Below are 25,387 nucleotides of genomic sequence, written 5' to 3'. Positions count from 1 at the left end.
TCGATCCCATACGGGGCGTGCATCTGGAAGAAGGATACCTGGCCGCCATATGGTGAATGAACCAGGTGCGGATCCCAGAAGCTTTCGCAGGTGACGTGTCCGCCGATGAGCTTGTAATCCAGCTTGCCCTTGATGACGTTGTTCCAGTGGGCCACAATCTGGTCGGAGCTGTCGAAGCCAACAACGGTCAAGAGGCTTTCGCTGGCCCAGGGGTCGTCGCACTTGTACTTTGGAGTCTCCTTGGATACGATGTGGAGAGTGTGGTAGCTCCACTTGTCATACTTCCAGGACTCAATGCTTTCCTTCAGGGTCCCCGGCAGGTTCTTGGGCCCGATCAGGTCCAGGAATGTGGTATGGGGATCGAGGCTGGATATGACTACCTTGGCATTCAGTTTGCGTCCTTCTCTGAGTTCCACGCCGGTAACGTTGCCGTTCTGGGTGATGATCCTGGAGACTTCGGCTGCCTCTAGAATGATGCCTCCGTTGCCTATGATCTCGCGGGAGAAGGCGCCTGCAAGCTTGTGTGATCCTCCCATAAGGTAGGACTTGTCCATAGCCCGGGTGAGCAGCAGAGGCACGAACATTCCCAGCCCGGTCTCGTTGGGATCGAGCCCCCACATGCAGGTGGCATAGAGCAGCAGCGCCCTCAGCTTGTCGTTCTCAAAGTGCTCCTTCATGATGGCCATGGGACTCTTCTCGTTGAGCTCCAGCAACTCCCGTCCGATCTCGGACTTCTGGAAGCCCACGATCAGGTCCAGGGACGGCTTGGGAGGGAAGTAGGTGGCCGGTCCCACTATCTCGTCCATCATCCGCTGCCATACCCGCATCTGCTTGCCGAAAGCCACGGCATCTTTGTGCGAGTACTTGTGGATGGAGTCGACGGTGTCCTCTATCATCTTCGTCAGCAGCAGTGAGCTGCCGTCGCCAAACACCATGGCCATCTGCAGGTTGGGCTTGATCCACGTCAGGCCGTGGCGGTCCAGGTTGAAATCCTTCAAGGCTGGCATGTAGTCCACCATCATGTGGTAGATGGCATGTATGTTGGAGTAGTAGCCTGGGAAGAGGATTTCTTCGGTAGCCAGCCCCCCTCCGACCTCGTAGCGCCGCTCTATGACGACGACCTTGGCCCCGGCTTTTGCCAGATATGCCCCCGTCATCAGTCCGTTGGGGCCGGCACCGATGACAATTACATCCCAGTTACTCTCAGTAGGGAACTCATCGAAGAGTTTTCCCAGTAGTTGATCCATCATAACCATGTTATTGTTCTCCTCCTCTACGACGGCCGCTTTGCCGATTTCTTGCCCTGCTGCGGTATGTAATACGGTGAGGAATACCACCATGGGCCCGGCTCGACCAGACCGTCCTCAATCAGGATGTGCATTAGGTTATAGGGGATAGCCATTAGGTGGAGACCTCCGGGGTGGCACGATGTCTGATTGCAGAGATATAGCCCGTCTATCGGCGTGCGATAGCGGGCCAACTCCGATACGGGGCGATTCTCGGCCCACTGGTCATGGCAGTGGCGGGTGCCGCACCATGTGCCACCGATCATTCCCGTGTTGCGGAACAGGGAGTCATATGGGGTGTTGGTCCATACTTTGATGATGTTGTCCGAGTTGAGGTTCTCGTAGGGGCCACTGCTCATGGCCTTGATAAGGTACTGGATCATCTGCTCCTTGATCTTGTTGATGGCGTCCGGCCCATCCACGTGGTACTCCGGTGGTGGGACCAGGAAGTAGACCGGCGACATGATATGACCTTCGGGCCGGGTGACCTGTTTGTCCGTGGGTTCAAACCTCTCGTATGGAGTCGAAATCCACAGGGCCTTCTCGGGTGGCACCCTGGGGTTGCCCCTCCAGCCGTCCACATCGGCCACGTGGTCGTAGTAGATCTCGCGGGAGTCCTGTGGATAGCCACCGCCCATGAACTTCCCCGCCCAGGGTTTCCTGGCCGTCAGCTTCTCGCGGGTATAGAAGTGGAAGTTGAAGATGCTGCCGCCCTTGAGGCTGATGTCATTCACTTTCTGGAGAAGGCCGCGGTCCACATGGCTTGGCCCGACCAGTTTGTTGAAGGTCTGCCTGACATCGACGTCGCTGATGACGGCCTTCTTGGCCCAGATCTTCTTCCCTGCCTGGGTGGCTGTTTCTCTCAGTCGCACGCCGACTGCTACGCCGTCGTTGATAATGATCTCATCAACCGGGCAGCACGTGCGTATGGTGGCTCCGTGAGCTATGGCGCAGCGCATGACAGCGTGGAAGTAATCGTGCATGCCTCCGCGCGGGGGCCTCATGCGGCCGGGAATGAGTAGAGTAATGGCACAGGCCCACGCTGGGACTGCCACGCCCCTCCAGTGTCCGGCGGCGCCGGAGTACCAGGCGATGAACGCCTGCTGCACCTTCCACGGTTCGCTTTCCAGGTGTTCGTCCATCAGGTCGAACATATCCATGTCCAGCATCTCTTCAGTCCAGACGTCCGGCTGATACTTCTTGTAGACCTGCATGTAGGGGATGTTGTCTATGGTTACCTCTACTTCAGGTGGATGCGGCGGGCACCAGAATACGGAGCGAAGCAGTTCCTTGGTGAACGTGGGTTGGGTCAGCAATCCGGCCATCTTGGCAAAACCCATCTTATCCTTGTCTGTCAGCGGCGACATGCCATAGCTACAGGCAACGCCCCGGTCGACATCTGCCATGAGGTCGCCCATCTCATTCTCGCCGACGCGCCAGCCATACTTCCACAGCTCCAACTGCTCGAAGCCGGGCGCTGGTGCTGCATAGAGCATGATGGCATGGGGGTTTATTTTCACACCGGCTATAGGCTCCGTGTTCTCGCAGGCTCCGCCGGCCTCCGTCCTCTCCTCCAGAACACAGACGCTTTGTCCGGACTTGGCCAGGTAGGCGGCCAGAGTTACTCCATTGGGTCCACCACCTACAATAACGAAATCATATCTCTCATCTTTGGCCATACTTGCCTCCTCTCTAGATATATTGGCTCTTGGAAAGTTCGATTTGCCCTGTGGACTCGTTGCGATATGGCTTGTTTCCCCCCTTCTGCCGTGACATACGACCACTGATTTGGCTGGCTACTAGGAGGGTGGGTCACCACTCGGACAACGCGGATAAGTTAGGCACAAAACAACCGTTCGCTTGCGCCCAGCCTAGCTTTGGGCAAATAGTCGTGACCCAAGCTCCTAGATCAGGTTTAATGTTGATGTTGTTTAGTTTTTAAAAAATTGTCGCCGCCTTCGGCAGACGGCGAGTATCTTCACAATATGGGTACTGGATAGACCTGCGCTTTGACTTTAACCAGAGGCAATCGGTGTCAATGGCAAGTGAGTTCTTACGGTGATGAACAACAGCTTGAGATAACAGACAGAGATAATGGTCGCTAATGGCTGCCGGCTTTGTTCTAGGCATTGGCATTTTCAAAAAGTATTGCCTCTGGTTCTAATATCAAACGATAGCTGGATCGCATCTTACTATATCAAATTAAAGTGCATCACACAAAAAGGATCTTGAGAGTCCGAATCCAAAGAATATGGAGAAGTAGATCCAGTCTTAGAATTTAGAGCAGGGCCGTTCTGGCAGAGAAGTACCCCGCTGTCTTATCCCCCCTCTTTTCCCAGTCGCGTACTCTTCTTGGTACAGGAAACCTGTTTGTGCAATGCTAAGTGTTGTTACTATACCAATCAAACGGGAGGTTGTCAAGTCACCCCGGGCTCTATGAGGACCTTTATTGCTTCGTCTGAGTTGATCTGGGCCTCGAAAGCCTCCTTGATGTTCTCAAGGAGGAATTTATGTGTTATCAGTTCCTTTGTCTTCACCTGGCCAGTCTGCATAAGTTCGACCGCCATGTCCCATCTCTGGCCCCCGGAGCCACGCAGGGTTAAATTTCTGAAGTTGAACATGAGGCTTAGTAGTTCCGGGCGCAGCTCAAGGGTGTCCTCAAACATGCCCACTTGAATTATCCTGCCGAATGGCCGTGTCAGCAATGGCGCTTGGCGGAAGGCAGCGGGTGCCCCTGAACACTCGAAGACGACGCTAGCCATTTCCCCTGAGGTAACCTCTGCGACAACCTCGACAGGGTTAGTCTCCCTGGGGTTCAGAGCCACATCAGCGCCGGACTTCCTGGCCATTGTCAGGCGTATGATAGAAGGCTCACTGACAATGACTTTGGCCCCCATAGCCTTGCACACCCGGGCTATGCACTGGCCGATCATTCCCGCTCCCAGGATGACGACAGCCTGATTTGGCTCAATGCGTGCTCGTGACACTGCGAAGCAGGCAACGGACAGGGGCTCCACGGTAGCTGCTTCCTCCCAGCTCAGGTTTTCCGGTATGTGGAAGATTGTCTTCCCCAGCGCCGGGTTGGGGACCACAACGTATTCAGCAAAGGCACCGTCCATGCCCTCTCCGGGAACTGTGGGGTTGGGGCATCTGTCGGATTGACCTGTTTGACACCAGTGGCACTTCCCACAGGCGCGGTAGCCAGTCCCCACTATCTTATCACCCGTCTTCAGACCTAAAACTGACTGCCCTACTTCGACTATTTCACCGCTGAATTCGTGACCCAATATGATGGGTTGTTGAGATTGAGATGTCGATGTCTTACCTACCTTGTAGGTATGTATATCAGTGCCGCATATTCCACAGGCTTTCACTTTCACCAATATCTCATCCTTTTTGATAGATGGGTGCTCCACCGTCTCCATTCTTATGTCGCGCGGACCGTAGATTGTGGCGGCTCTCATTATGGTGCTACTCCTTTCAAGGTTATGTTAATTCAGGCGACGTATTGGGGGCAACCAGCAGGTTGAGCCAAGCTGTCTGCCTTATACCCCGGAACTCTGTTTTGCAGAGGGTAGGCTTGCAGCTTGACGTGAATCCTTCTATAACCCCAACTGAGTAGAAGTGCTTAGGCAGAACAATATGACTTGTTGAACGGCAATGAGGGCACTACCCTCCGCCGATGCCAAAAAGGATAAAAAGCTCATCGCCGTCCCTGAGTGGGGTCGTGAGTTCATCAGCCGGGAGCTTCTCTCCGTTGACGAAGAATTGCATCAGGCCCAGCACCTTGCCTTCTTTGTCGTAGACCCACTGCCTCATGGAGGGGAACCGGTCAGCCAGCTTTCGCAGGCATTCTATGGCGTTGGGTGCGGCCACCTCAAATACCTCTGGTTCACCAGTGATCTGGCTGAATTGACGAAGCAGCGAGGATATCCTGACCTTTACCTTCATCCTTTCGCTCCTAGATGAGGCGGCTGATGTGGTCCGCACTCCTCACATTTGGGGTCTTTCTTCACCCTTACCTTACTGAATCTCGAACTAAGGCCGTCGTAAATCAGGAGTCTGCTGATGAGCAACTCTCCGAGTCCAATGATGTATTTTATCACCTCGCTGCCCATCAATGCATCCCATTGGCAGTGTGGCTGGGAGACATCTAAAAAAGAGTGGCCCCTCGCCCTTGGGCGAGGGGCCACTCTACTACAGAATACTCGCTCTGTCTGGATACTACTTGTACAGCTTGGCCGACAGGTCATTCAGCCCGAGTCTGGCCAGTGTCTCCTTGGTTGGGCGTCCGTCCGCAGCCAGTCCCCTCGCCGGGTAGAACTCCTCCATCAGCAGTTTCATGTCCGGCGATGATCCAGCCGCTCCGCCTTCCGTGGGCGCCGTAATGATCCGCTGGGGTAGCTTGTCATCCTTGGCCGTCATCCCCATGAGGTTGTTGATGCCGCGCTTCATGTGCCATATCCGCTCGCCACACTCAGCCAGCTCCGGGAGAGTGTAGCCGAACCCGCTCGACGTGACCATAAGGTCAACCAGGTCTTCTGCATTGATTGCACCCGTCACCATGTAGCAAAGTATGGCAGCATTGTATATCGCTCCGTAGTCCTGCGCGCCCTTAGTTACCGGGCCCCACCCCTTACTGATCTTGACCTGAGCTGCCAGAGCCCCAGTCAAGCCAAACTCAGGAAAGGCGTAGACGCCCGTTCCGACGCTGTAAAGCGGGTCGCTGGTATGGCAGGCTCCGCGCGCACCGGTGGCATAGGAAAGTGCCAGCCCGTGGTTCGTCCTGGGATCATGCATGGGAACCTCCATGCCTTTGACCTCTACCAAGAAATCGGACGACCCTTTGCCGATCTTCTGCGCCGCCCGCTTCGACCCCTCAGCCAGCACATCCCCAATGCCTTCCCGCTTGGCTATCTTAGTAATCATCTTCATGGTGGCATCAGCATCGCCCCACTTCAATTCAATGCCATCAAGGTCCTTGGCCGTCAAAATGCCCTTTTCAAAGCACTCCATGGCCCAGGCTATGGTTCCGCCGCAAGAGATGACATCCATGCCGTAGTCATTGCACATCTGGTTAATCTTTATGACTGCGCCCATGTCCTCAATCAGCAGGTTGCTGCCCACGGCGCCGACCCCTTCGTACTCCGGCCCGGGGCCTGCAAGTCCCTTGAACGGGCCTTCCTTGATGTCCATTACCCGCTTGCACCCGACGACGCAGCCATGGCAGGACTCCGTTCCGCCCAAGAAGGCGGGGCTGTTCACGACCGCACCGCCTATCTTCCCCGCACCCTGGTTGCCCACTATGGTCCAGTTCTTCCCCGGTATGTCGCCGGTAATCATGCTGACTTCCACCGCAGCAACGGTGCCACTCATGCCGAGCACCATAGTTATTATGTTATCCTTCGCCTTCTGGATGACGATCTTGCGCCTTTCCGCGAACTTCTCGGGCTCAGCCAGGGGTATTTTGCCGCTGCCGATAGCCACGATGGCCTTCACTTTCTTCGATCCCATCAGGGCACCCATACCGCAGCGGGCGGCGAAGTCCTTCTTCCCGTTGCAGACTGCGGCGAATCTCACTAGCTTCTCCCCGCCCTGCCCGATGGCTACTACCTTGGGCTTCCTGCCGCCGTGCCGTTCCTTGAGAAGGTCGTGTACTTCGAAGTTCCCCTTGCCCCACAGGTCAGAGGCATCCTTTATCTCTACTTTGTCGTCTTGAATCAGGATGTAGACTGGCTTGTTGGAGGCCCCCGTCAGGATGATCTCGTCCCACCCGGAGGACCTGAGCTCGCTGGCGAAATCCCCCCCGCTGCTAGCCTCTCCAAAGACATTCGTCAGTGGCGACTTGCCGCACGCAGCAAAGCGCGCACCGCCTGGGAGAGTATTGCCACTCAGAGGCCCGGTTAGCAGGAAGAGCGGATTCTTCGGGGACAGCGGGTCAACGTGCGGGTCAACCCGGTCGAATATCAGTTTGGCCCCCAATCCACTCCCGCCGATGAACTTGCGCAGGATATTCTTGTCTAGCGTGCCCTTCGAGATCTTGCCACTACTGAGGTCAATTTCCAGTGTCTTCCCTTCGAAACCTGCCATCTTTGCCTCCTTGTTAGTAGAATAGTGATTAATGTGGTAGCAGAACTTTGGTTCTTGGTGGCCTGATAATATGGCCCAAGCCATTTAGTTGTCAAGCCTGAGACCCTCTTAGGTGTGGCCGTTGATTGGGGAGGCAGCAGACATCGCTATAGCATCAACTGCTCTCCGCCGGGGGAACCCGGAGATGGGGGCGGTGATACTGAGGCCGTTCCTTACTGTGACTTCTTTGAAGCCGTCCTGATTAAGAACGCCGAACCGATGATGACAACGAGTCCCAATCCTATGGATAGCCACGGCACGGTGGTTTCTGCAAAGGGCAGCACCCAGCGATAGAACCTGGCGTCATGAGACATTTGCTCGACAGTAGCATCAGTGAACTCCAGATTGTCTTCGTACAGCGTTATGTCGGTGTAGGTGATAGGACCGGTGTTCGGAAAGAGGCTGTCCTGGACAGGGATTGTCGTGGTCCTCTTGGTAGTGCTCTCAAAACGAACGGTTAAGCCGGAGACTGGCTCAACCCACTGCGTGATCTTTTGATAGACCTTCATCTCGGGGGTGTCTATCCCGGCAGGTACCACCAGCCCCTCCTCGGGGGTGGACATCTCAAATTTATAGACGTGAATCCCATTGAGGTCGTCTTCGCCGGTATATATGCAGTCGAGGTTGCTGGGATTGCCGGTGTTCCAGAAGGGATAGACCAAGTCAGCCTTCACATCGCGGGGGAAACTCCAGTAGCCGTCGCGGTTACCATCGCCATGCCCCGGTACATTGGCCCGGGTTACCCTGTCTATTGCCAGCAGGGTCTTTGTATGAAGCGCGGAAATTTCCTGGCCGGTGGCATCTTTGAAGGTGATGTCCTCCCAGATGTAGATTATGTTGCCGGAGCATTTGACGGTGCTGTAGTCCCTGGTGTTGGTGACATCATAGTGCTGTAGCTGCCCCGTCCCAGAATCGAATAATTCCACAGTCCCTTGCTGCTCGGTGGACTGTTTGAGATTAGCAGGTATCTTGCTTATTTGCGGGAAGATAGCGGTCATCCAGCCCACCCCGAAGATAACCAGGAGTATCCCAATCACGGCAAGGGCAATTCCAAGTCGATCTGCGTTTCATGATTTCAGACCCCCTTTCATATATGTCATATTGGCAATAGAAACTATGATATATGGGTGATGGCTCATATATGCCTCAAAGAACCCTGCTAATCTCACAATCCGCTCCTTAGTTCGGAATACTAAGAGAGGATATCTCTGGTATCACAAAAAAATAGTATCGCATAAGTTAAACTATCACAATACTATTTTCGTAGTAGATATTAGCGAAAGCATCTTTTCCTCAGAGGGAACATATCTGCACCCATCCAGCCAGAATAGTAGTCTTGCGCTTTGACCACTGTCTGTCAGGAATGGACTTACACAGAGATGGTGGCCCGGCTTAGACTAAGGCCGTCTGCCTTCCTGAGAATGAACGGGGAAAGCCTGCTATTGGTGATATGGTATCTGCTACATCAATGATGGCGGAATCCGAGGGTCATGTACATTGCACATCAGGGAACGCCGACTTGACACCGAGGTGCAATATACATATTATGACTGCCAGTCTCCAGTGGGGGTCGGGGGGAACCCTGACTGTGAGTTTGAAGCTGAGAATTCCCCTCAGCAGCTATCATTGAGTACAGGCATTACTTGGATCAACCTGGGACATTACATTATTAGAAGGAGGAGCAACAGACATGGCAGAGTCCTATGATGTAATTGTGATTGGAGCTGGATTTGGTGGCAGCGCCTGCGGTGCCCTTTTGGCGAAAAGGGGGCTCAAGGTATTGCTTCTGGATAAGAACGCCAAAGCCGGGGGTAAAGCCATGGCCTTTTCGAAAGGGGGCTATACCTACACGGCCTGGGTGGTTATTGCGGCCCCCACGATGGGCAACCTCTTCGAGGCTGTGCTGAAAGAACTGGGGATGGAAAAGAAGGTGGAGTTGGTAGCCCCCGGCATCCAGGGGGCCACGTTCAAGCAATTGTCAGGCAAGTGGGTAGTAGGTCCGCAAAGTGAGACTCCAGATCCCAACAAGATCTTTGACTGGCTGGAGGTACCGGAGGCGGAAAGGACAGATGCTCTGACACTTCTGGCAGAGCTGACAATGATGAGCCCGAAAGACATAGCAGCTCTGGACAACGCCAGCTTCGGCGAGTGGCTGGGCGGACACAAGGTAAATAGGGGGTTGTACAGCTTCCTCATCAGCCTTGTCTCTGATGGCTGCTTCGTGCTCCCGGCAGACGCCGTGGCTGCCTCTGAGGGGATTACAGTGGTTCAGCAGATGTTCCTCCGCGGCGGCGGTGTGTTCTGCAAGGGTGGCATAGGGCGGGTGGCTGAAACCTTTGCTGAGGCTGTGGAAGCATTTGGCGGCAAGACGATCATGCGGTGCCGTGTGGAGAAAATTCATGTAGAAGATGGACGGGTTACCGGTGTGGCCACTGACAAGGGGGAATTCAAGGCACCTGTCGTGGTGAGCAACGCTGGCATCCAGCCCACAGTGCTCAAACTGGTGGGTGAAAAACATTTCGACAGGAGCTACCTAAACTATGTGAAGGATCTGGTACCGTCGCTGGCGTTCATAGGTGCCCGCTATTTCCTGAACAAGGAAGTGATTCCGAGAGTGCCATTCGGAGCAGTATTTACAACTAATAGTCCCTGGAGTGTTGATAAGTGGATCAAGGCGAAGAACGGCCAGATCCCTGAGGAAATGACTGTCTGGTACGAGATCCCCTCCAACTACGATCCGAGCGCTGCCCCGAAGGGTAAGCAGATCGTCCTGACCGGGTTCCTGGGCCCCTGTGATCCGAATCTGACGGAGAAGGAACTGAAGCCATGGTTGGACAAGGGCGACGAGATGATGTTCAAGGCCTTCCCTGATCTGAAAGCTGCCATTGAGTCGAAGGAATACTACTCACCGCATGATGTCTCCATGCTTACCCGTGACTCGGTATTGCCGGGTATTGGTGGGGAGTGCATTGGACTGGGGCAGGTGGTGGGCCAAGCCGGCAGTCACAAGCCATCGGTCAAGGCGCCGATACAGGGGCTGTTCTACGTGGGCTGCGACGCTGGTGGTATTGGCGTTGGCACCCAGCAGGCAGTGGACTCGGGGATGAAAGTGGCCAGTATAGTGCTTCAATACCACCGTATGCGCCAAGCGACTATCTAGGAGATTTCCCGGAGAATTATTGGCGCTGTGGGAGGAACAGTGAGAGGCCTTACTTTCATTAGTTTCGTTACAAAGCAGGTTGAAACGTATCTCAAAGACTAGTCAAGTCCACTAGCACAGGAGAGATATACGGCAAGCAGGTCGGGAACAGTCCCCGACCTGCTTTTTTGTGCTTTGTGATAGCGATGTTGGTCATAAGTCCGCGAACTTGACTTAGCGCGCGGTTAAATATTAACCTATTATTAACTTATTTCTAGACGGGGCTTGTTTCCCGAGAAGAAAAGCAGAATAGGAGGTGGCGATGGTAGGGATAACCTCGTATGGGGCCTACATCCCCTGGAACCGAATGAAACGGGAGGACTGCGTCAAAGCCTGGGGTGGCTTTGCGATGCCCGGTGAAAGGGCGGTTGCCTATTACGATGAAGACAGTGTGTCCATGGCCGTGGAAGCGGGCATGGACTGCCTCACTGGTGTGGATCCCAAGAAGGTGGATGGGCTCTTCTTTGCTACAACGACTTCTCCTTACAAGGAGAAGCAGTGCTCGGCCTTGATGGCTGTACCACTGGATCTGCGTGCTGATATCAGAACTGCTGATGTTACTACTTCCCTGCGAGCGGGGACTACTGCTATGGCCCTGGCTTTTGATACGATCAGGGCGGGATCGGCGAATAGCGTGCTGGTGATTGCCGCTGATATGCGAGTAGGAGCCCCGGCGGGGATGGGCGAGCAGCAAATGGGCGACGGCTCTGCTGCTCTTCTACTGGGCGATCAGAATGTAATTGCGGAGATTCTGGGTGTCTATTCCATATCAGATGAGTTGGCAGGGACCTGGCGATCCGAAGACGACAAGTTTGTTCGCTCCGGGGAAGACCGCTTTGTGATGGACGAGGGCTATTCCAAGTACGTGCCTGTGGCTATCGCTGGCGTGCTGAAGAAATGTGGGCTCACGCCGAAGGACATCACCAAAGTGACTCTTGATCCTCCCGGCGATCCCAGAAGGCACGGGAAGGCGATAGCACAAGCTGGGTTCGAAGCTTCTCAAATACAGGACCCCTTTGGCCTGGTTCTTAATGTAGGTGTCACTGGCTGTGCCATGGCTCCGATGATGCTGATAGCTGCTCTTGAGGATGCTAAACCCGGAGACAAGATAATCGTTGCTGGCAGTGGCAACGGGGCAGATGCTATGGTTCTGCAGGTTACCGATGCCATTAAGAAGATGGGAGAACGCAGAGGTATTAAAAAGAATCTGGCATCAAAGCGGGTGATGCCCAACTACAACGACTATCTGCGCTGGCGTGAGTTGGTTCCCCAGGAAGTGGCCAGACGACCTGACAAGCAGCACATCCGGATGTCAGCCAACTGGCGTGAGAGAAAGCAACTCCTGGGCCTCTGGGGTGTAAAGTGTAAGAAGTGTGGTACGCCGCAGTATGACAATGGTGCTGCTGCAACAGGGCCTATCCGTATCTGCGCTCAGTGTCAGGCCCAGGACACCTTTGATGACTACAACTTCGTCAGGAGGAAGGCCAAGGTCTTTAGTTATACCCAGGACAACCTGGCTGCGGTCATCGATCCACCGGCTTCGGTGGTGTTGATAGAGTTCGATGGTGGGGGAAGAGCGTTCTTTGATCTCACCGATCGGGATCCCGCAAAGGTAGAGGTAGGCATGCCTGTGGAGATGACGTTCCGGAAACTGCAATACGACCGGGGCCTCACCAACTATTTCTGGAAGGCTCGACCAGTAAGGTAAAGGAGGCAAGAGATGCCAGGGAGTATTAAGGATAAAGTTGCTATTGTAGGCATGGGCTGTACCCAGTTTGGGGAACTGTGGAGCAAGGGCCCCACTGACCTCATTGTGGAGGCAGTGAATGAGGCCTTAGCCGATGCCGGCATAGAGATGAAGGATATTCAGGCTGCATGGGGAGGCACCCTTTTCAGTGGCAATGGAGGACGGACTGTCAGTGAAGCCTTGCGGTCGCAGTACATACCGGTTACCAGGGTGGAGAATGCCTGCTGCTCCGGCCACGAGGCGGTGCGGGGCGCTTCTTATGCGGTGGCCGCCGGCATTTATGACATTTGTCTGGCCCTTGGCTATGAGAAGCTGAAGGACGAGGGCGCCTCTGGCCTGCCGGGCATGGAGAACCGGACCAACACACACTATCAGTCAAGTATGCCTGGCGTGTTTGCCATGATGGCCACCAGGTACTTCCACCGATATGGCCTCAGCCCCGAAGAAGGCAAGAAGATGCTCGGCAAGATCTCGGTGAAAAGTCACAAGAATGGTGCCCTGAATCCCAAGGCCCATTTGAGGAGAGAGATAACCCTGGAGCAGGTACTGGGTGCCCCGATTATTGCGTGGCCCTTAGGCCTGTTTGACTGCTGTGGCGTGTCTGATGGAGCGGCTGCTGCCGTCATCGTGCGGGCCGACATGGTCAAGAATTTCAAGAATAAACCCGTGTTTGTCAAAGCACTCCAGATTTGTGCCAGTCCCGCGACGGGCAGAATGCTTACCAGCTATGACTATACCCATGTGGAGGAAGCCTATCGCGGGGGCATAGCTGCCTACAAAGAGGCTGGTATCAAGAATCCCCGTGAAGAGATAAGCATGGCGGAAGTCCATGACTGTTTCTCCATCACTGAGGCTGTCACCATGGAAGACCTCCAGTTCAGCCCCAGAGGGCGGGTGAAGGAGGATATTGACGCCGGGACCTTTGAACTAACCGGGAAGCTGCCGGTGCAGCCTGACGGTGGCCTTAAGTGCTTTGGCCACCCGATCGGTGCAACTGGCATCAGGATGCTCTATGAACCCTGGCTCCAGTTCCAGGGGAGGGCCGGGAAGCGTCAGATAAAGAATCCCAAGCTGGCCTTGGCTCATAACATGGGGAACGAGCCCTATGCACCGGTAGTCAGCATCTGCATTGTAGGACTCTAGCTAATTCGCCTTTTTGCTCTTAGACTGGCCATGCGGGCTTACTGCCTGTATGGCCAGGTTTGTTTCTATACGGTAGACGTTACAGGAAAAGATTTGACAACCTCAAAAGGTGTGGCCTACCCTTTATTATCAGGCAGAGTCAGAGATGGAATTTGAACTGACACCAGAACAGCAGCAGTTGGAAACGCAGATTAAGAGTTACTTTCAGGAGAGAGTGACTCTTGAACTGGAACAGGAGATAGATATCCTGCCTGAGGGCGATGGGCCACTTTGCAGGCAATTCGTGGAACAACTCGGCAACGATGGCTGGATGGGCATAGGCTGGCCTAAGGAATACGGAGGTCAGGGCCGCTCAGCGATTGAGCAGTACATTTTCTTTGATCTCACCCTCGGCTACTATCATATACCTATTCCCATGCTGGCGGTGATGACGGTAGGCCCTACCATAATGAAGGTAGGTACTGAAGGGCAGAAGAAAAAGTTCTTGCCTCCTATATTGAAGGGCGAACTTACCATTGCCATCGGATACACTGAGCCTGAGGCTGGGACTGACCTGTTATCTCTCAAGACCACAGCAGTGAAGGATGGCGACGATTACATCATTAATGGAGAGAAGACCTTTACCTCTATGGGCCACTGTTGTGATTATTACTGGCTGGCAGTCAGGACTGATCCCAAAGCAGCTAAGAAATACCAGGGGATCTCTATTTTCCTGATCGATGCCAAGGCCCCTGGCATTACTGTCAAGCCGATCTGGACTATGGCTGGCTTCAGGCTGAACCAGGAGTTCTTTGAAAATGTGCGGGTGCCCAAAGAGTGCTTGATAGGGGAGGAGAACCGTGGTGCAGAATATCTGTTCATGCAATTGGCTCATGAGCGGATAGCTCTGGTTCCCCATTCCTTTTCGCTACGGGCCCTCAGGGGCGTAACACAATGGGCAAAAGCGACAAGGTTAAATGGGGCGCCGGTTCTTGAACAACCCTGGGTGAGGAACAAACTGGTGGATCTGGCGCTGGAGATGGAGGTGCTCAAGCTCCTCAACTACCGGGTATCGTGGATGATTGGGCGGGGCGTTGTCCCCATTGTCGAATCATCGATGATAAAGGTATTCGGGAGTGAGCATACCAGGCGGGCTACCGATGCATGCTTACAGATAATGGGGCTATACGGTCAACTGCAGACAGGATCAAAGTGGGTGCCACTCAGGGGGAGACCGGAACACGTGTACAGGATGGACGTTCTGCTCACCTTTGGTGGAGGCACTAACGAGGTTCTGAGAGATATGATGGCCATGATGGGTCTGAGCTTACCAAGGTCAAGATAATTCTATGGATTGTTACTCTTCTACTAATAGCGCCGGTGTGCTTCAAGCCTAAAGGAGGCTGGACAGTTGGACTTTGCCCTCACTGACGAACAAGAGCTTCTGAGGAAGACAGCCCGGCATTTCCTTGAGACTGAATGCCCCAAGTCAGTGGTGAAGAAGATTGAGGCCAGTGACCCGGGCTACTCACCGGAGCTGTGGAAGAAGATGGCGGAACTGGGGTGGCTGGGGCTGATACTTCCTGAAGAGTATGGTGGGGTGGGCGGCAGCCTGATGGATCTGGCGGTGCTGTTTGAGGAACTAGGAAGGGCTGCCTTACCCAGTCCGATGTTCAGCACTGTAGTCCTGGGAGCGCTCCCTATCCTTGAGGCGGGGGACGGGGAACAGAAAAGGCAGATACTCCCCAAGGTAGCTAAAGGCGAGGTCATCCTCACCCTGGCGCTTACGGAACCGGAGGCAGACTATAAACCAGGATTCATTGCGACCAAAGCTCTCTCAAGACGCAACGGGTTCTCCATTAGCGGCACCAAACTTTTTGTCCAGAATGCTCATATAGCTGACTACCTGCTTGTAGTGGCAAAGACAGGCAGAGTCACTGCTGCTGGAGAAGGCCTGGGTGTCTTTATAATCAATAGGGAAGCTTTGGGTATAAGCCTTACCCCCCTTATCACCATGGCCGCTGACAAGCAGTTTGAGGTGGTATTCAACAAGGTGTCGTCCTCTCGCAATGATATCCTGGGCAGTCCGAGCAATGGTTGGCCATTGATTGAGGCAACTTTGCGCAGGGCTGCTGCTATCCAGTGCGTTGAGATGGTAGGCGTAGCCCAAAAGGCGCTGGAGATCACTGCGGGTTACGCATCGACGAGGATCCAGTTTGCACGCCCTATAGGGAGTTTTCAGGCAGTGCAACACCGTCTGGCTGACATGCTTACGGATGTTGAGGGCGCCAGGTGGACGGCGTATCAGGCGGTATGGCGCTTGAGCAAGGGATTGCCGGCTGAAAGGGAAGTAGCGATTGCCAAAGCCTGGACCAGCGATGCGTGCCAGCGGGTCACTGCCGGAGCTCAGCACATACACGGCGGCATAGGGATGGACCTCAACTACGACTTGCATTACTACTTCCGTTGGTCCAAGGCGCTGGAGTTGAACCTCGGCGCTGCTCCTGTTCACAGATCTATTGCTGAGCCAGCCATAATTGAGGACCTGCTGAAGATTTAACCCTTTGATTTGGCAAGTGGGCTATTGGTTTTCGGGTTGCCCCGACGGTGTGAGCCGAAAGCTTTCTGTAAGTCGCGCCGAACTAACGAACCGTTGGAGACACTACACCATGATTTCGTTTGGTACAATTTGGCAACAGAGCTGTGATTTGCTAGACTGGCACTGCCAGAGAAATCACGGTTCGATTGTATTCCAAATGCCAAAAGGAGGAATGTATGGCTGAAAGAGTGGGGATTGTGGCGGTCGCGCAGACCAAATACCATCCCAATAGGGCTGACGCGAATGAAGGTGAGTTGGTGTATGAGGCAATAAAGCAGGTCTTGCAGGAGACAGGCCTGACATTTGCTCAGGACGGCACCGGGATCGATGCCAGCATCACTTGCTCCCAGGACTTTTGGGACGGCCGGACCATATCGAGCTGTAACGTGATGTCATATGTGGGTAGCCATCACAGTGATGAGGACAAGGTGGCTGAGGACTCGCTTAATGCGGTCTACACTGCCGCTGCCCGGATTCTCTCCGGGCATCAGGATATTGTTCTGGTTGCCTCCCACTGCAAGGAGTCTCAGGCCGACAAGAGGGGCATTGAGAATGCTGCCTTCGACCCCATTTTTCTGAGAGTCCTGGGGCTGGACTTCTTGAGTGCTGCAGCCCTGCAGGCCAGGCGTTATATGTACAAGTACGGGATCACGCCCGGACAGTGTGCCAAGGTAGCAGTCAAGAACCGGGGTAACGCCAGGAATAATCCCTTCGCCCAGGAGCCACTGGATATTACGGTAGAGGATGTCCTGGGTTCACAGATACTGGCATCCCCTATCAGGCAACTGGATACCAAGCCCACTTCCGATGGCGCTTGCGCCATGATCCTGGCCCGGGAAAAGAAGGCCAAGAAGCTCACGGCGAAACCCGTCTGGATACTCGGGGTCTCTAACTGTTACGAGACGCATTACCTGGGTGACCGGGATCTGGCGGAGTGTGATGCGCTGGTGGCTGCTGCCAAGAAGGCCTACAGTATGGCGGGCATCACCGATCCCATGAAGCAGATCAATGTAGCCGAGATATCGGAGGAGTACTCCTATCAGGAGCTGTTGTGGATGGAGGGGTTGGGCCTCTGCTCACGAGGCGAGGCAGGCAAGATGATCGATGCCGGGGTGACCCGGATGGGAGGACAGCTTCCGGTCAACCCTTCTGGCGGGATGCTTTCAGGCAATCCAACGGTGGTGGCAGGCATGACGCGTGTGGCCGAAGCGGTGTTGCAACTGCGGGGTGAGGCGGGTGAGAGACAGGTAGCGGGAGCCAAGAGGGCGCTGGCTCATGGTTTCACCGGCGCTTGTGGCCAATTGCAGGGCGTTATGATCCTGGGCAACAGTTAGTTGGAGGTAGAGATATGGCAAACAGAGTAGCGATAGTAGGGATAGGCCAGACGTACCACAAGAGCAACCGTAAGGATGTCAACCAGCAGGAAATGGTTGGGGAAGCGGTCAGAGCAGCGCTGGCTGACGCTCAGATGAAGGCCAAGGATATCGAAGCTGTATTCACGTCAAACATGGAGACCTTTGAAGGAATCTATCTCCCCGACCACTTGATGGTCGATGAGGTAGCGGCTTTCATGAAACCGGGGCTGAAGGTTAACACCGGGGGAACTACCGGTGCGTCGGTTATAGAAGAAGGCTTCCATTTTGTCGCCTCGGGCCTCTTTGATACCGCTCTGGTCATCGGATTTGAGAAGCAAGACACGGGCGATACCACCGCGGCTATTACTGCCGCCGTCACCCCGGTATGGGGCAAGGGTGTGGCCACGGGCGCTATCGGAGAGTTCGTCAAGCAGGCATTGACGTACATGGAGAAAACTGGAGCCAAGGAAGAGCACGCAGCCAGGGTTCGTTTGAAGGCAGATAAGGGCGCCTGCAAAAATCCTTATGCTCATCTGAAGCTGGGCTTGAAGACCGTTGATGAAATCCTCAATTCTGGCTATCTGGTGTGGCCCCTCCGGCTTCTGGACTTCTGCCCTCAGTCCTGTGGAGCCTGTGCTCTGATAGTTGCCTCGGAGAGCAAAGCGAAGAAGATCACCAAGAAACCGGTATGGATGGCCGATGTCGTCACGGTGCATCAGGAACCTTTCCGGGCCGGTTCCTTTGGCGATCCCACCGGGCTCGAGGCCTACAGTCAGGACATTGCTGCTGAGAGGCTCTATAAGAGAAATGGCATCACCAATCCCATCAAGGACATCTGCATGGCAGAGGTCTACGAGCCCTCGAACTGGGAAGAGATGAATCTTTACGAGCATTTCCATTTCTGTGAGAAGTACCAGGGTTGGAAAATGGTGGAAAAAGGCATAACTGAAATGGAAGGGGAGTTCCCGGTGAATCCCTCTGGCGGTGTCCTTGCCACCAACCCAATAGGAGCTACCCCCACCATCCGGGTGGCAGAGGCAGCGCTGCAGGTTCGAGGGGATGCCGGCGAGCATCAGGTTACCAGGGATGTCCACACCGCATTGGCTACTGCTCTGGGTGGACCGAACTGGACTGTCATGACGTTACTCAAGAGGTCACTGTAGGAGGAGAGAAAATGACAACAGCAAAGAAACCCGAATATATCAAGGTTGAGATAGCCAGACCTCGGGCCTACAGATGGTCCAGCGGCAGGTACCTGGGCAGACTGTACAGGGAATCCATGGAGAATAAGAAACTGGTGACCAACCGCTGCCCCAAGTGCAAGGAGCTTCTGTGGCCGCCGGCAGGGGTTTGCGGAAGGTGCAACGTGGCGGCGGGCGAAGACTGGGTGGAGATGAGCGACAAGGGCACAGTCATACAATATACCTACCTCGTCTTTCCTCTGTGGGATCCGCATTACGGAGACAAATTTGCCAACCCCTACCCCACCGCCACTATCAAGCTGGATGAAGGCGTGTTTCTGGTGCACTTCCTGGAGGAGAGGGACCCGGAGAAGTTGAAGAAGGTGAAGCGGGTGCAGGCGGTGTGGAAAGAAGAGGGTAGAGGCCGCGGTTTGGCCGATATCCTGTATTTCAGGGCGATTGAGGAGTAGGAGGACAAGAAATGGCTGAGTTGATGGCTGACAGAGTTGAGAAGCTGAAGGATCTGGATGTCTTTGTCTACCACGGGAAGATTTATATTCCGAATACCTACACTGCTGGTGCAGTGGGAAGCCGTTTTCTTATTGAATTGAGAGATAACAAGAAGATCATGGGGACCAAGTGCCCTGCCTGTGATCTTGTCTATGTCCCGGCCAGGTCTGTCTGCAAGTATTGCTTTGCCCAGCTTGACCAATTTGTGGAAGTCAGTGATAGGGGCACACTGCAGACTTACACCGTCGCCTGCCAGCAGAACGGCGTTCGGCCAGTCGATCCACCGATAATCTACGGCATCATCCAACTTGACGGAGCTAGCACGGGCCTGGTGCACATGCTGGGTGAGGTGGATCTTGAGGAGTTACAGATTGGAATGAGAGTCAAGGCCGTTTTCAAAGAGAAGCGGGTGGGCAGCATACTGGATATCAAGTACTTCAAGCCGCTGGTATAGACTGACTAAAAGCCAACAGAGTTGACAGGTCATCAGGTTCTGTCAACTCTGTCTTTTTGGATAGCAGGCTGGGCTTATGTAAATGTGCTTTGCACTGATAACCATTTGCATGGTCTAAGTTGCAGCAAAAGGAGAGTTGCGAATGTCCCGGAAAGTCCTTCACACAAAGCTATGTGATGTGCTTGATATTGAGTACCCCATCATGCTGGCTGGCATGGGTGGTGCTGCTAATGCAGAACTCGCGGCAGCAGTTTCCGAAGCTGGAGGCCTCGGCATTATCGGTGCTATAAACTTGACACCCGATGAACTGGATGCTGAGATCAGGAAGCTCAAGAAGCTCACCAGCAAGCCCTTCGGTGTGGATACCATCGCTCCAACCAACATGGTGGACACCGGCACCATTGATGAACTGAGAAACTACATCCCTGATGAAGCGGTGAACTATGCCTCCAGGCTGGTCAAGGAATTGGGAATCCCGGTGCCCGAGGGTACCAGGATTGGCAAGGAGGGTGGGACTGGCTGGGCCGCCGGCATGACGCCGAAGCAGATTGAAGTTGTTTATGAGCACAAAGTGCCGGTTTTTGCTGCTGCTCTGGGTAGCCCGGCCTTTATGGTCCCCGAAGCTCATGCCCGGGGCATGAAGGTAGTCGGCCTGGTGGGAACTGTCAACCAAGCCCGTAAGGAAGCAGAGGCGGGAGTGGATATCATTGTGGCCCAAGGTCATGAAGGTGGGGGGCACACCGGACACGTTGGCACCCTGCCGCTCGTACGGTTGGTGGCGGATGCGGTTGACCCGACCCTGGTCGTGGCTGCCGGCGGCATAGTTGATGGCCGTGGTCTCGTAGCGTCCCTGGCTCTGGGTGCCTGTGGCGTGTGGTGTGGTACTGCCTTCCTCTGCACCTATGAGGCCGGTATAGAGCAAGTCGCCAAAGATCGCATAATAGCGGCGTCGGAGAAGGACACCCGTGTGACACGTGTCTTTACCGGCAAGACGTGCCGTCTTCTCACCACCAAACTGATAGAGAAATGGGAAAAAGAAGGGCCCATACTGCCCTTCCCGCTGCCGATTGTGCTTTGTACGAGCCTGCAGGATTATATAGGTCGGGCGAAGATGGCGGAGAATTACTTCATCCCCTGCGGGCAGATTTGTGGGGCTATCAAGGAGATGAAGAGTGCCAGGCAGGTCGTGGAGGAGATGGTGGATCAGGCTGTGATTATTCTGGAGGAAGACCTTCCGGCCAGGGTCAAGTTCGGCAGCTGAATATTCATCAGGGCTCTGCCCAAAATACTAAGACATAGGCTGAGAGAAGGAGGATAGCATGGCTGAACAATTGGATATCACCACCAAGAACTGCACGGTCGAAAGGGAAGGACATGTTTTGATCGTCACCCTCAATAGGCCGGAAGTTAAAAACGCGCTTACCCCGTCCATGCTGATCGGCATGTATAAGGCCTGGCGTCTTCTGGACAAGAATGACGATTTATATTGTGCCGTACTGACTGGTAAAGTGGATACGTTCTGTGCTGGCATGGACCTGAAATCAGGACCGGGGCCGGGCGATGACCCGGAGGAAATTCAGCGGTTGATGAAAGACGTGCCCAACCTGCACTGGCAGGCACTGCTGCGGGAGGGCCGTCCCAACAAACCGATCATACTGGCAATCGAGGGTTATGCTGTGGCGGGTGGTACCGAGATCCTGCAGGGTACCGATCTACGTGTCGGCGCAGAGGATGCCAAATTCGGCGTGACTGAGGTCGCCCGTGGGCTCTATCCCATGTCGGCCTCTGCGATCCGCTTGCGCCGGCAGATCCCTTACTGTCTGGCGGCAGAGATTCTTCTTCTGGGACGCCACATCAGTGCCCAGGAGGCACTGCAGTGGGGGCTTATCAATCGGGTAGTCCCCAAAGGGAAAGCCCTGGAGGAAGCATTGAAGATGGCGCATCAGCTCTGTGAGAATGCCCCGATTTCCATAAGGGCAATCACCCGCACGCTACGCGAGATTGACGAGTCGGTGCCGGAAGCGGAGGCGCTCAAGAGACAGGATGAGATCGGATGGCCTGTCTTTGCCACAGAGGATTCCAAGGAAGGCATGAAGGCCTTTAAGGAAAAGCGTAAGCCCGTCTATAAGAACCGCTGATCAAATACGGATTATCTCTGAATCACTCCAATCCGTGGATCCTAAAGTGGGTGTCATCCTTCTGCGGAAGGACGACCCACAGTGGGTGTCAGGTCCCAGACCTGACCACGTCATTCCTGCGAAGCTTGTCCCCGTGAAAACGGGGAGCAGGAATCCGGAGAAGTGGTACCATACCCCCTGCCCCCCTCCGGATTCCCGTTTGCACGGGAATGACATTAACCCGAAGTAGTCCACGGATTAAGGATTCACCCGGGGGATTTGATCTCCCCGGATAACCTGGTTATGGGTTTTGCCCACCAGGCGCTTAGGGCATAGTGCCTGCTGCTTGAACGCAGCGGAACTATTGCGTCCCTTTGCTTTCTTAGTTCAAGGAGACGGTGGAAGTAGGGGAGCTTATCTCGTACAGGTACGTTTTCTTCAGCAGCTCCCGGCCTTCTTCCTTGCTGAGGCCGATATCTTTGTGTAGATGATCGGTAAAGATATGAAGAAATATGTTGAAAATAGACTCATAGTTCAGTCCGCAGTGGTTACAAGAGTATATCTGCATTGTTTCCCTTTCTATCCCAGAATTCTTAAGTCAAGCAAAGAATGGGTCTGCTTTTGCTGCCGATTACTGTTTCTTTGTCCTGATATTGTTCAAAGCCTCTTCTGCAGCTTTTCTGACATGGGTGGACGGGTCGTTCATGGCCTGGGTGAGAAGTTCCATTGTCCTGGTATCCCCTATTCTCCCGAGGGCCCATGTTGCTTCCCCTCGGACATCTTCATCTTCGTCCCTCAAGGTGCGGACTAGGGGTTCCATTGCCCTGACATCGCGTATTCTTCCTAGTGCCCATGCTGCTTCCTCTCTGGTATCTTTGTCCTTGTCCCGAAGAGCTTCGATGAGAGATTCCACGGCCCTGGCGTCACCTATCTTTCCTAGTGCCCATGCTGCTTCCTCTTTTACCTCCTCGTCTTCATCCTCCAAAAGCTCGATGAGAGGTTCCACGGCCCTCGGGTCACCTATTTCACCAAGGGCTGAGGCAGCTTCCTGCCGGACATACCAGACTGCATCTGCTAGATCTCGAATGAGAGCCCTCACGCTTCTAATATCACCCGCAACATCGTTTACCATGGCGACCTCCTTTTTCCCTGGAGAGGATGAACCAGTTGTTCGTTCTATCTTCTGCTGATGGATAGCCCTTTGATTTGCCTTCCTCTGTCAACTAGTATAGAGAGGTGATCTCACACCAGTGTCTCTTGCGGTACTATCAAAATCACAGATCTTTCTCAGGCGGGCCGGTAGGGGTCACAAAAGGGTTACTGTGGTGTCCGATATTGGGATGGTTTTCCTTCCCGGAAGAATGATTTGAGGAACCTTGGCCAAAGTGGGGTGGGGGCAGTAATAGTGGCTTTTTGCAGTTATGGCAAGTAGTTATGGTAAGATATGTATTAGAGAGGGGGGAGGAAGAAGGAATGGGAACTAAAACGAGCAGGGAAAAGGAAGGTCAGCTCTGGACACTGCTGAACCAGACCCACCACGCAATGTGGAGAGCCAGGGAAAGGGAATTGGATGGCATCGATATCTCCATGATTCAGGCCGGGGTGCTCTTCCTGGTGAGCAGCATTGATGAGCCAGTAACTCCTGCTATGCTGTCGCGTTACCTGTACAGGGAGCCCCATACCATATCCGGGCTGCTGAGCCGCATGGAGAAGCAAGGCTTGGTGAAGAGGGTCAGAGACCTGAAGAGGAAGAACCAGGTAAGGGTAGAATTGACGCAAAAAGGCAAGAAGGCTTACGAGCAGCAGAATAAGGCGGGTGTGGTGAACAAGATCGTAACCAACCTGTCCCTGGAAGAACGCGCCAATCTGAGCGTATATTTGGAAAAACTGCGGACTTCAGCGCTTACAGAACTCCGGGCGCAGTTGCCTTTGCCCTATACCTACTAGGTACTGGGCGACTTCCTGCTATCAACTGAACCTCCCCTCGAATGCTGCTTCGTCCAGGTATATGGGATGTCTGGTGTCTATGGTGGCACGCCGGAGGTGAGGTTGGAGAGAGTTGTATCACCCCTGGAAGAATTCCCATTTAGCACAACACTAACACCCCTGACCGTGGTGTCTTGATTGCCGAGCCGTCCTGTCGGTTGTAGAATGTCACAAAGCGTTGTTTTGCTGGGAGGAGAATATGGCGAAAGATCTCACGAAGATGAACGAGAATGAGAAAACCTGGGTGCGGCTGTTCAGGACCCATACTGTTCTGGAAAGGGCCAGGGAGATGGAGTTGTCCCGAGTAGGCATTACACTTCCTCAGGCGGCAGTCCTGTATTTCCTGGGGACTGCCAGCGAGACCCTGACACCAACCAAATTGGCACGCCTGACCTACAAAGAGCCTCACACCATTTCCGCGCTGTTGAACCGCATGGAAGAACAGGGTCTCATAAAGAAGACCAATGACTTAAAGAGGAAGAATCTGGTCAGAGTGTCGTTGGCCAAAAAGGGCGAGGAACTCTTCAAGCGTCTACTGAGTGAGAGAGTTGTTATCAATATCACCTCCTGTCTCTCAAAGAAAGAGCTTGACACCTTGAATGAACTGACAGCTAAGCTCTTTGAAAGAACCATTGAATTGCTCCGGGAGATGCAGCCGAACCCTTACGGCACGACGTTTTAGTGGGATAGAGCCGGGGTTAGCCCGGAGACCAATGTAAAGCTGCAGGCTGCATTGACGGTCAGAGACGGTCTGTACTTCACCAGTGCCTGGGTTGCACAAGTCAGCGTAACAATCGAGATTCTTCGCTGCGCTCAGAATGACACAGTCATGGCTCATGGTTGATAGCTCGTGGCTCATAGCAGAGATTGCTTCGTCGTCCTTCTGCGGATCCTTCCCAGAGTGAAGGACTCGCAATGACACGGTGGGCCATATGTCACCCTGAGCGAAGGCGAAGGGTCTCACCTCGGTAGGGATAGACCTTCAGGTGGCTGTCGTCCTTCCGCAGAAGGATGACCCGACGCACAGTAGGGACAGACCTTCAGGTCTGTCCAGTAAACTCCGGTTCCCGACTTCGGACAGAGTCCCTGCAGGCTGTGCTCAGGGCGACAGCCACTTTGAGAATCCACGGATTAGGGATTATGCTTAGATTCCTACCGGACTCTTGAAATTAACAGCGCATACGCTTATAATTCTTGCTGCAAATGGCTGAATCCTTGTACGGCGTGCAGGAAGCTGCCGTCAAAATGGGCCTGTCTGAGCAGTATCTCAGAGCCCTGTTGGCCAGTGGTGAAGTGAAGGGCAGGAAACTGGGCCGGGACTGGGTGATTCTCAGCCTTGACTACCAGAGGAAACGAAGGCCGAAGACAAAGAAGGGGGAAACCGGAGTCAAAGAGGGCAGAGACGAGGGGGAAGGGTTGTGGACGGAGGGAAGTCTTTGAGGGTTGTTGGCCAGAGAGTGGGGCCGTACTGACAATGTATCGTCCACGAATCGGGCCTGAGTTGGAAGGCCGAAACTGACAACCAGCCACGGCAATTCTGGTTCAGAGGCAAAACGACAATCCCATCTTCTCCAGCGTTTCCGGGCTTGGCCGCCCAGTCGTTGCATCCCATCCAAACTCACCGTAGGCGCCCAAGAGCATTCTGCGAACATCGGGGACATGAGCTTCTGTCCCGCCGTCTTTTAAGGGCTCCAGGAGCAGG

Annotated in this window: 21 protein-coding genes; 14 read left to right on the top strand and 7 right to left on the bottom strand. The window is 54.2% G+C overall.

The features are described 5' to 3' along the window. From NTZ04_08300 to NTZ04_08275, 6 genes are all read right to left on the bottom strand, one after another. The coding region (locus NTZ04_08300) for an NAD(P)/FAD-dependent oxidoreductase (protein ID MCX5992305.1) at positions 1–1,340 on the bottom strand (1,340 nt) is incomplete at its 3' end. Then, positions 1,274–2,965, bottom strand: coding sequence for an NAD(P)/FAD-dependent oxidoreductase (locus tag NTZ04_08295; protein ID MCX5992304.1), 1,692 nt, complete (start codon positions 2,963–2,965; stop codon positions 1,274–1,276). The genes NTZ04_08295 and NTZ04_08300, both read right to left, overlap by 67 nt. 738 nt (positions 2,966–3,703) lie before the next feature. Further along, entirely contained in the window at positions 3,704–4,750 is a 1,047-nt protein-coding gene (locus tag NTZ04_08290; protein MCX5992303.1) for an alcohol dehydrogenase catalytic domain-containing protein, read from the bottom strand. 205 nt (positions 4,751–4,955) lie between these two features. Then, positions 4,956–5,237: a MoaD/ThiS family protein gene (locus tag NTZ04_08285; protein ID MCX5992302.1), complete on the bottom strand. Its 282-nt coding sequence runs from the start codon at positions 5,235–5,237 to the stop codon at positions 4,956–4,958. A gap of 273 nt (positions 5,238–5,510) precedes the next feature. Next, positions 5,511–7,376: an aldehyde ferredoxin oxidoreductase family protein gene (locus tag NTZ04_08280; protein MCX5992301.1), complete on the bottom strand. Its 1,866-nt coding sequence runs from the start codon at positions 7,374–7,376 to the stop codon at positions 5,511–5,513. 212 nt (positions 7,377–7,588) lie between these two features. Then, positions 7,589–8,464: a porin PorA family protein gene (locus NTZ04_08275; protein ID MCX5992300.1), complete on the bottom strand. Its 876-nt coding sequence runs from the start codon at positions 8,462–8,464 to the stop codon at positions 7,589–7,591. A gap of 641 nt (positions 8,465–9,105) precedes the next feature. Here NTZ04_08275 and NTZ04_08270 point away from each other — a divergent pair. The 11 genes from NTZ04_08270 (at position 9,106) to NTZ04_08220 (ending at position 21,720) form a co-directional block, all read left to right on the top strand. Continuing rightward, complete coding sequence (locus NTZ04_08270) at positions 9,106–10,575, top strand: NAD(P)/FAD-dependent oxidoreductase (protein ID MCX5992299.1); 1,470 nt, start codon at positions 9,106–9,108, stop codon at positions 10,573–10,575. A gap of 301 nt (positions 10,576–10,876) precedes the next feature. After that, entirely contained in the window at positions 10,877–12,322 is a 1,446-nt protein-coding gene (locus tag NTZ04_08265; protein ID MCX5992298.1) for an OB-fold domain-containing protein, read from the top strand. Positions 12,323–12,334: 12 nt separating this feature from the next. After that, the gene (locus tag NTZ04_08260) at positions 12,335–13,504 is read left to right on the top strand and encodes an acetyl-CoA acetyltransferase (GenBank protein MCX5992297.1); all 1,170 of its coding nucleotides are present in this window, start codon (positions 12,335–12,337) and stop codon (positions 13,502–13,504) included. 145 nt (positions 13,505–13,649) lie between these two features. Next, entirely contained in the window at positions 13,650–14,828 is a 1,179-nt protein-coding gene (locus NTZ04_08255; protein MCX5992296.1) for an acyl-CoA dehydrogenase family protein, read from the top strand. A 66-nt stretch (positions 14,829–14,894) separates the two neighbouring features. Then, the gene (locus NTZ04_08250) at positions 14,895–16,043 is read left to right on the top strand and encodes an acyl-CoA/acyl-ACP dehydrogenase (protein MCX5992295.1); all 1,149 of its coding nucleotides are present in this window, start codon (positions 14,895–14,897) and stop codon (positions 16,041–16,043) included. A 215-nt stretch (positions 16,044–16,258) separates the two neighbouring features. Beyond that, complete coding sequence (locus tag NTZ04_08245) at positions 16,259–17,416, top strand: thiolase family protein (GenBank protein ID MCX5992294.1); 1,158 nt, start codon at positions 16,259–16,261, stop codon at positions 17,414–17,416. A 14-nt stretch (positions 17,417–17,430) separates the two neighbouring features. After that, on the top strand, positions 17,431–18,600 hold the full coding sequence (locus tag NTZ04_08240; GenBank protein MCX5992293.1) for a thiolase family protein: 1,170 nt from the start codon (positions 17,431–17,433) through the stop codon (positions 18,598–18,600). Between the two features lie 11 nt (positions 18,601–18,611). After that, positions 18,612–19,088, top strand: coding sequence for an OB-fold domain-containing protein (locus NTZ04_08235; GenBank protein ID MCX5992292.1), 477 nt, complete (start codon positions 18,612–18,614; stop codon positions 19,086–19,088). Between the two features lie 11 nt (positions 19,089–19,099). Beyond that, entirely contained in the window at positions 19,100–19,582 is a 483-nt protein-coding gene (locus NTZ04_08230; protein MCX5992291.1) for a Zn-ribbon domain-containing OB-fold protein, read from the top strand. 142 nt (positions 19,583–19,724) lie between these two features. Then, entirely contained in the window at positions 19,725–20,843 is a 1,119-nt protein-coding gene (locus NTZ04_08225; protein ID MCX5992290.1) for a nitronate monooxygenase, read from the top strand. 58 nt (positions 20,844–20,901) lie between these two features. Beyond that, on the top strand, positions 20,902–21,720 hold the full coding sequence (locus NTZ04_08220) for a crotonase/enoyl-CoA hydratase family protein (GenBank protein ID MCX5992289.1): 819 nt from the start codon (positions 20,902–20,904) through the stop codon (positions 21,718–21,720). A gap of 610 nt (positions 21,721–22,330) precedes the next feature. Here the strand turns inward: NTZ04_08220 and NTZ04_08215 are convergent. Further along, entirely contained in the window at positions 22,331–22,831 is a 501-nt protein-coding gene (locus NTZ04_08215; GenBank protein ID MCX5992288.1) for a HEAT repeat domain-containing protein, read from the bottom strand. 341 nt (positions 22,832–23,172) lie between these two features. Here NTZ04_08215 and NTZ04_08210 point away from each other — a divergent pair, with 341 nt between their 5' ends. From NTZ04_08210 to NTZ04_08200, 3 genes are all read left to right on the top strand, one after another. Beyond that, positions 23,173–23,646 (top strand): MarR family transcriptional regulator, encoded by a 474-nt coding sequence (locus NTZ04_08210; protein MCX5992287.1) that lies wholly within the window; start codon positions 23,173–23,175, stop codon positions 23,644–23,646. Positions 23,647–23,884: 238 nt separating this feature from the next. Next, entirely contained in the window at positions 23,885–24,367 is a 483-nt protein-coding gene (locus tag NTZ04_08205) for a MarR family transcriptional regulator (GenBank protein MCX5992286.1), read from the top strand. A gap of 521 nt (positions 24,368–24,888) precedes the next feature. Continuing rightward, positions 24,889–25,125 carry a hypothetical protein gene (locus tag NTZ04_08200; protein ID MCX5992285.1) on the top strand — a complete coding sequence of 79 codons (237 nt, stop codon included), beginning with the start codon at positions 24,889–24,891 and terminating at the stop codon, positions 25,123–25,125. Positions 25,126–25,387 lie beyond the last annotated feature (262 nt).

The organism is Chloroflexota bacterium, from assembly GCA_026389585.1.
GTDB lineage: Bacteria > Chloroflexota > Dehalococcoidia > UBA2247 > RBG-13-53-26 > JAPLHP01.
The sequence above is the reverse complement of the archived record's forward strand: the minus strand, read 5'-3'. Positions and strand labels throughout refer to the sequence as shown.

What these genes read in the sequence shown, in the direction of transcription:
- NTZ04_08285 (MCX5992302.1), bottom strand. Translation starts at nt 5,237, where the DNA reads ATGAAGGTAAAGGTCAGGATATCCTCGCTGCTTCGTCAATTCAGCCAG.
- NTZ04_08265 (MCX5992298.1), top strand. Translation starts at nt 10,877, where the DNA reads ATGGTAGGGATAACCTCGTATGGGGCCTACATCCCCTGGAACCGAATG.
- NTZ04_08230 (MCX5992291.1), top strand. Translation starts at nt 19,100, where the DNA reads ATGGCTGAGTTGATGGCTGACAGAGTTGAGAAGCTGAAGGATCTGGAT.
- NTZ04_08200 (MCX5992285.1), top strand. Translation starts at nt 24,889, where the DNA reads ATGGCTGAATCCTTGTACGGCGTGCAGGAAGCTGCCGTCAAAATGGGC.
- NTZ04_08205 (MCX5992286.1), top strand. Translation starts at nt 23,885, where the DNA reads ATGGCGAAAGATCTCACGAAGATGAACGAGAATGAGAAAACCTGGGTG.
- NTZ04_08215 (MCX5992288.1), bottom strand. Translation starts at nt 22,831, where the DNA reads ATGGTAAACGATGTTGCGGGTGATATTAGAAGCGTGAGGGCTCTCATT.
- NTZ04_08270 (MCX5992299.1), top strand. Translation starts at nt 9,106, where the DNA reads ATGGCAGAGTCCTATGATGTAATTGTGATTGGAGCTGGATTTGGTGGC.
- NTZ04_08280 (MCX5992301.1), bottom strand. Translation starts at nt 7,376, where the DNA reads ATGGCAGGTTTCGAAGGGAAGACACTGGAAATTGACCTCAGTAGTGGC.
- NTZ04_08245 (MCX5992294.1), top strand. Translation starts at nt 16,259, where the DNA reads ATGGCTGAAAGAGTGGGGATTGTGGCGGTCGCGCAGACCAAATACCAT.
- NTZ04_08295 (MCX5992304.1), bottom strand. Translation starts at nt 2,965, where the DNA reads ATGGCCAAAGATGAGAGATATGATTTCGTTATTGTAGGTGGTGGACCC.
- NTZ04_08260 (MCX5992297.1), top strand. Translation starts at nt 12,335, where the DNA reads ATGCCAGGGAGTATTAAGGATAAAGTTGCTATTGTAGGCATGGGCTGT.
- NTZ04_08235 (MCX5992292.1), top strand. Translation starts at nt 18,612, where the DNA reads ATGACAACAGCAAAGAAACCCGAATATATCAAGGTTGAGATAGCCAGA.
- NTZ04_08210 (MCX5992287.1), top strand. Translation starts at nt 23,173, where the DNA reads ATGGGAACTAAAACGAGCAGGGAAAAGGAAGGTCAGCTCTGGACACTG.
- NTZ04_08255 (MCX5992296.1), top strand. Translation starts at nt 13,650, where the DNA reads ATGGAATTTGAACTGACACCAGAACAGCAGCAGTTGGAAACGCAGATT.
- NTZ04_08220 (MCX5992289.1), top strand. Translation starts at nt 20,902, where the DNA reads ATGGCTGAACAATTGGATATCACCACCAAGAACTGCACGGTCGAAAGG.
- NTZ04_08240 (MCX5992293.1), top strand. Translation starts at nt 17,431, where the DNA reads ATGGCAAACAGAGTAGCGATAGTAGGGATAGGCCAGACGTACCACAAG.
- NTZ04_08225 (MCX5992290.1), top strand. Translation starts at nt 19,725, where the DNA reads ATGTCCCGGAAAGTCCTTCACACAAAGCTATGTGATGTGCTTGATATT.
- NTZ04_08290 (MCX5992303.1), bottom strand. Translation starts at nt 4,750, where the DNA reads ATGAGAGCCGCCACAATCTACGGTCCGCGCGACATAAGAATGGAGACG.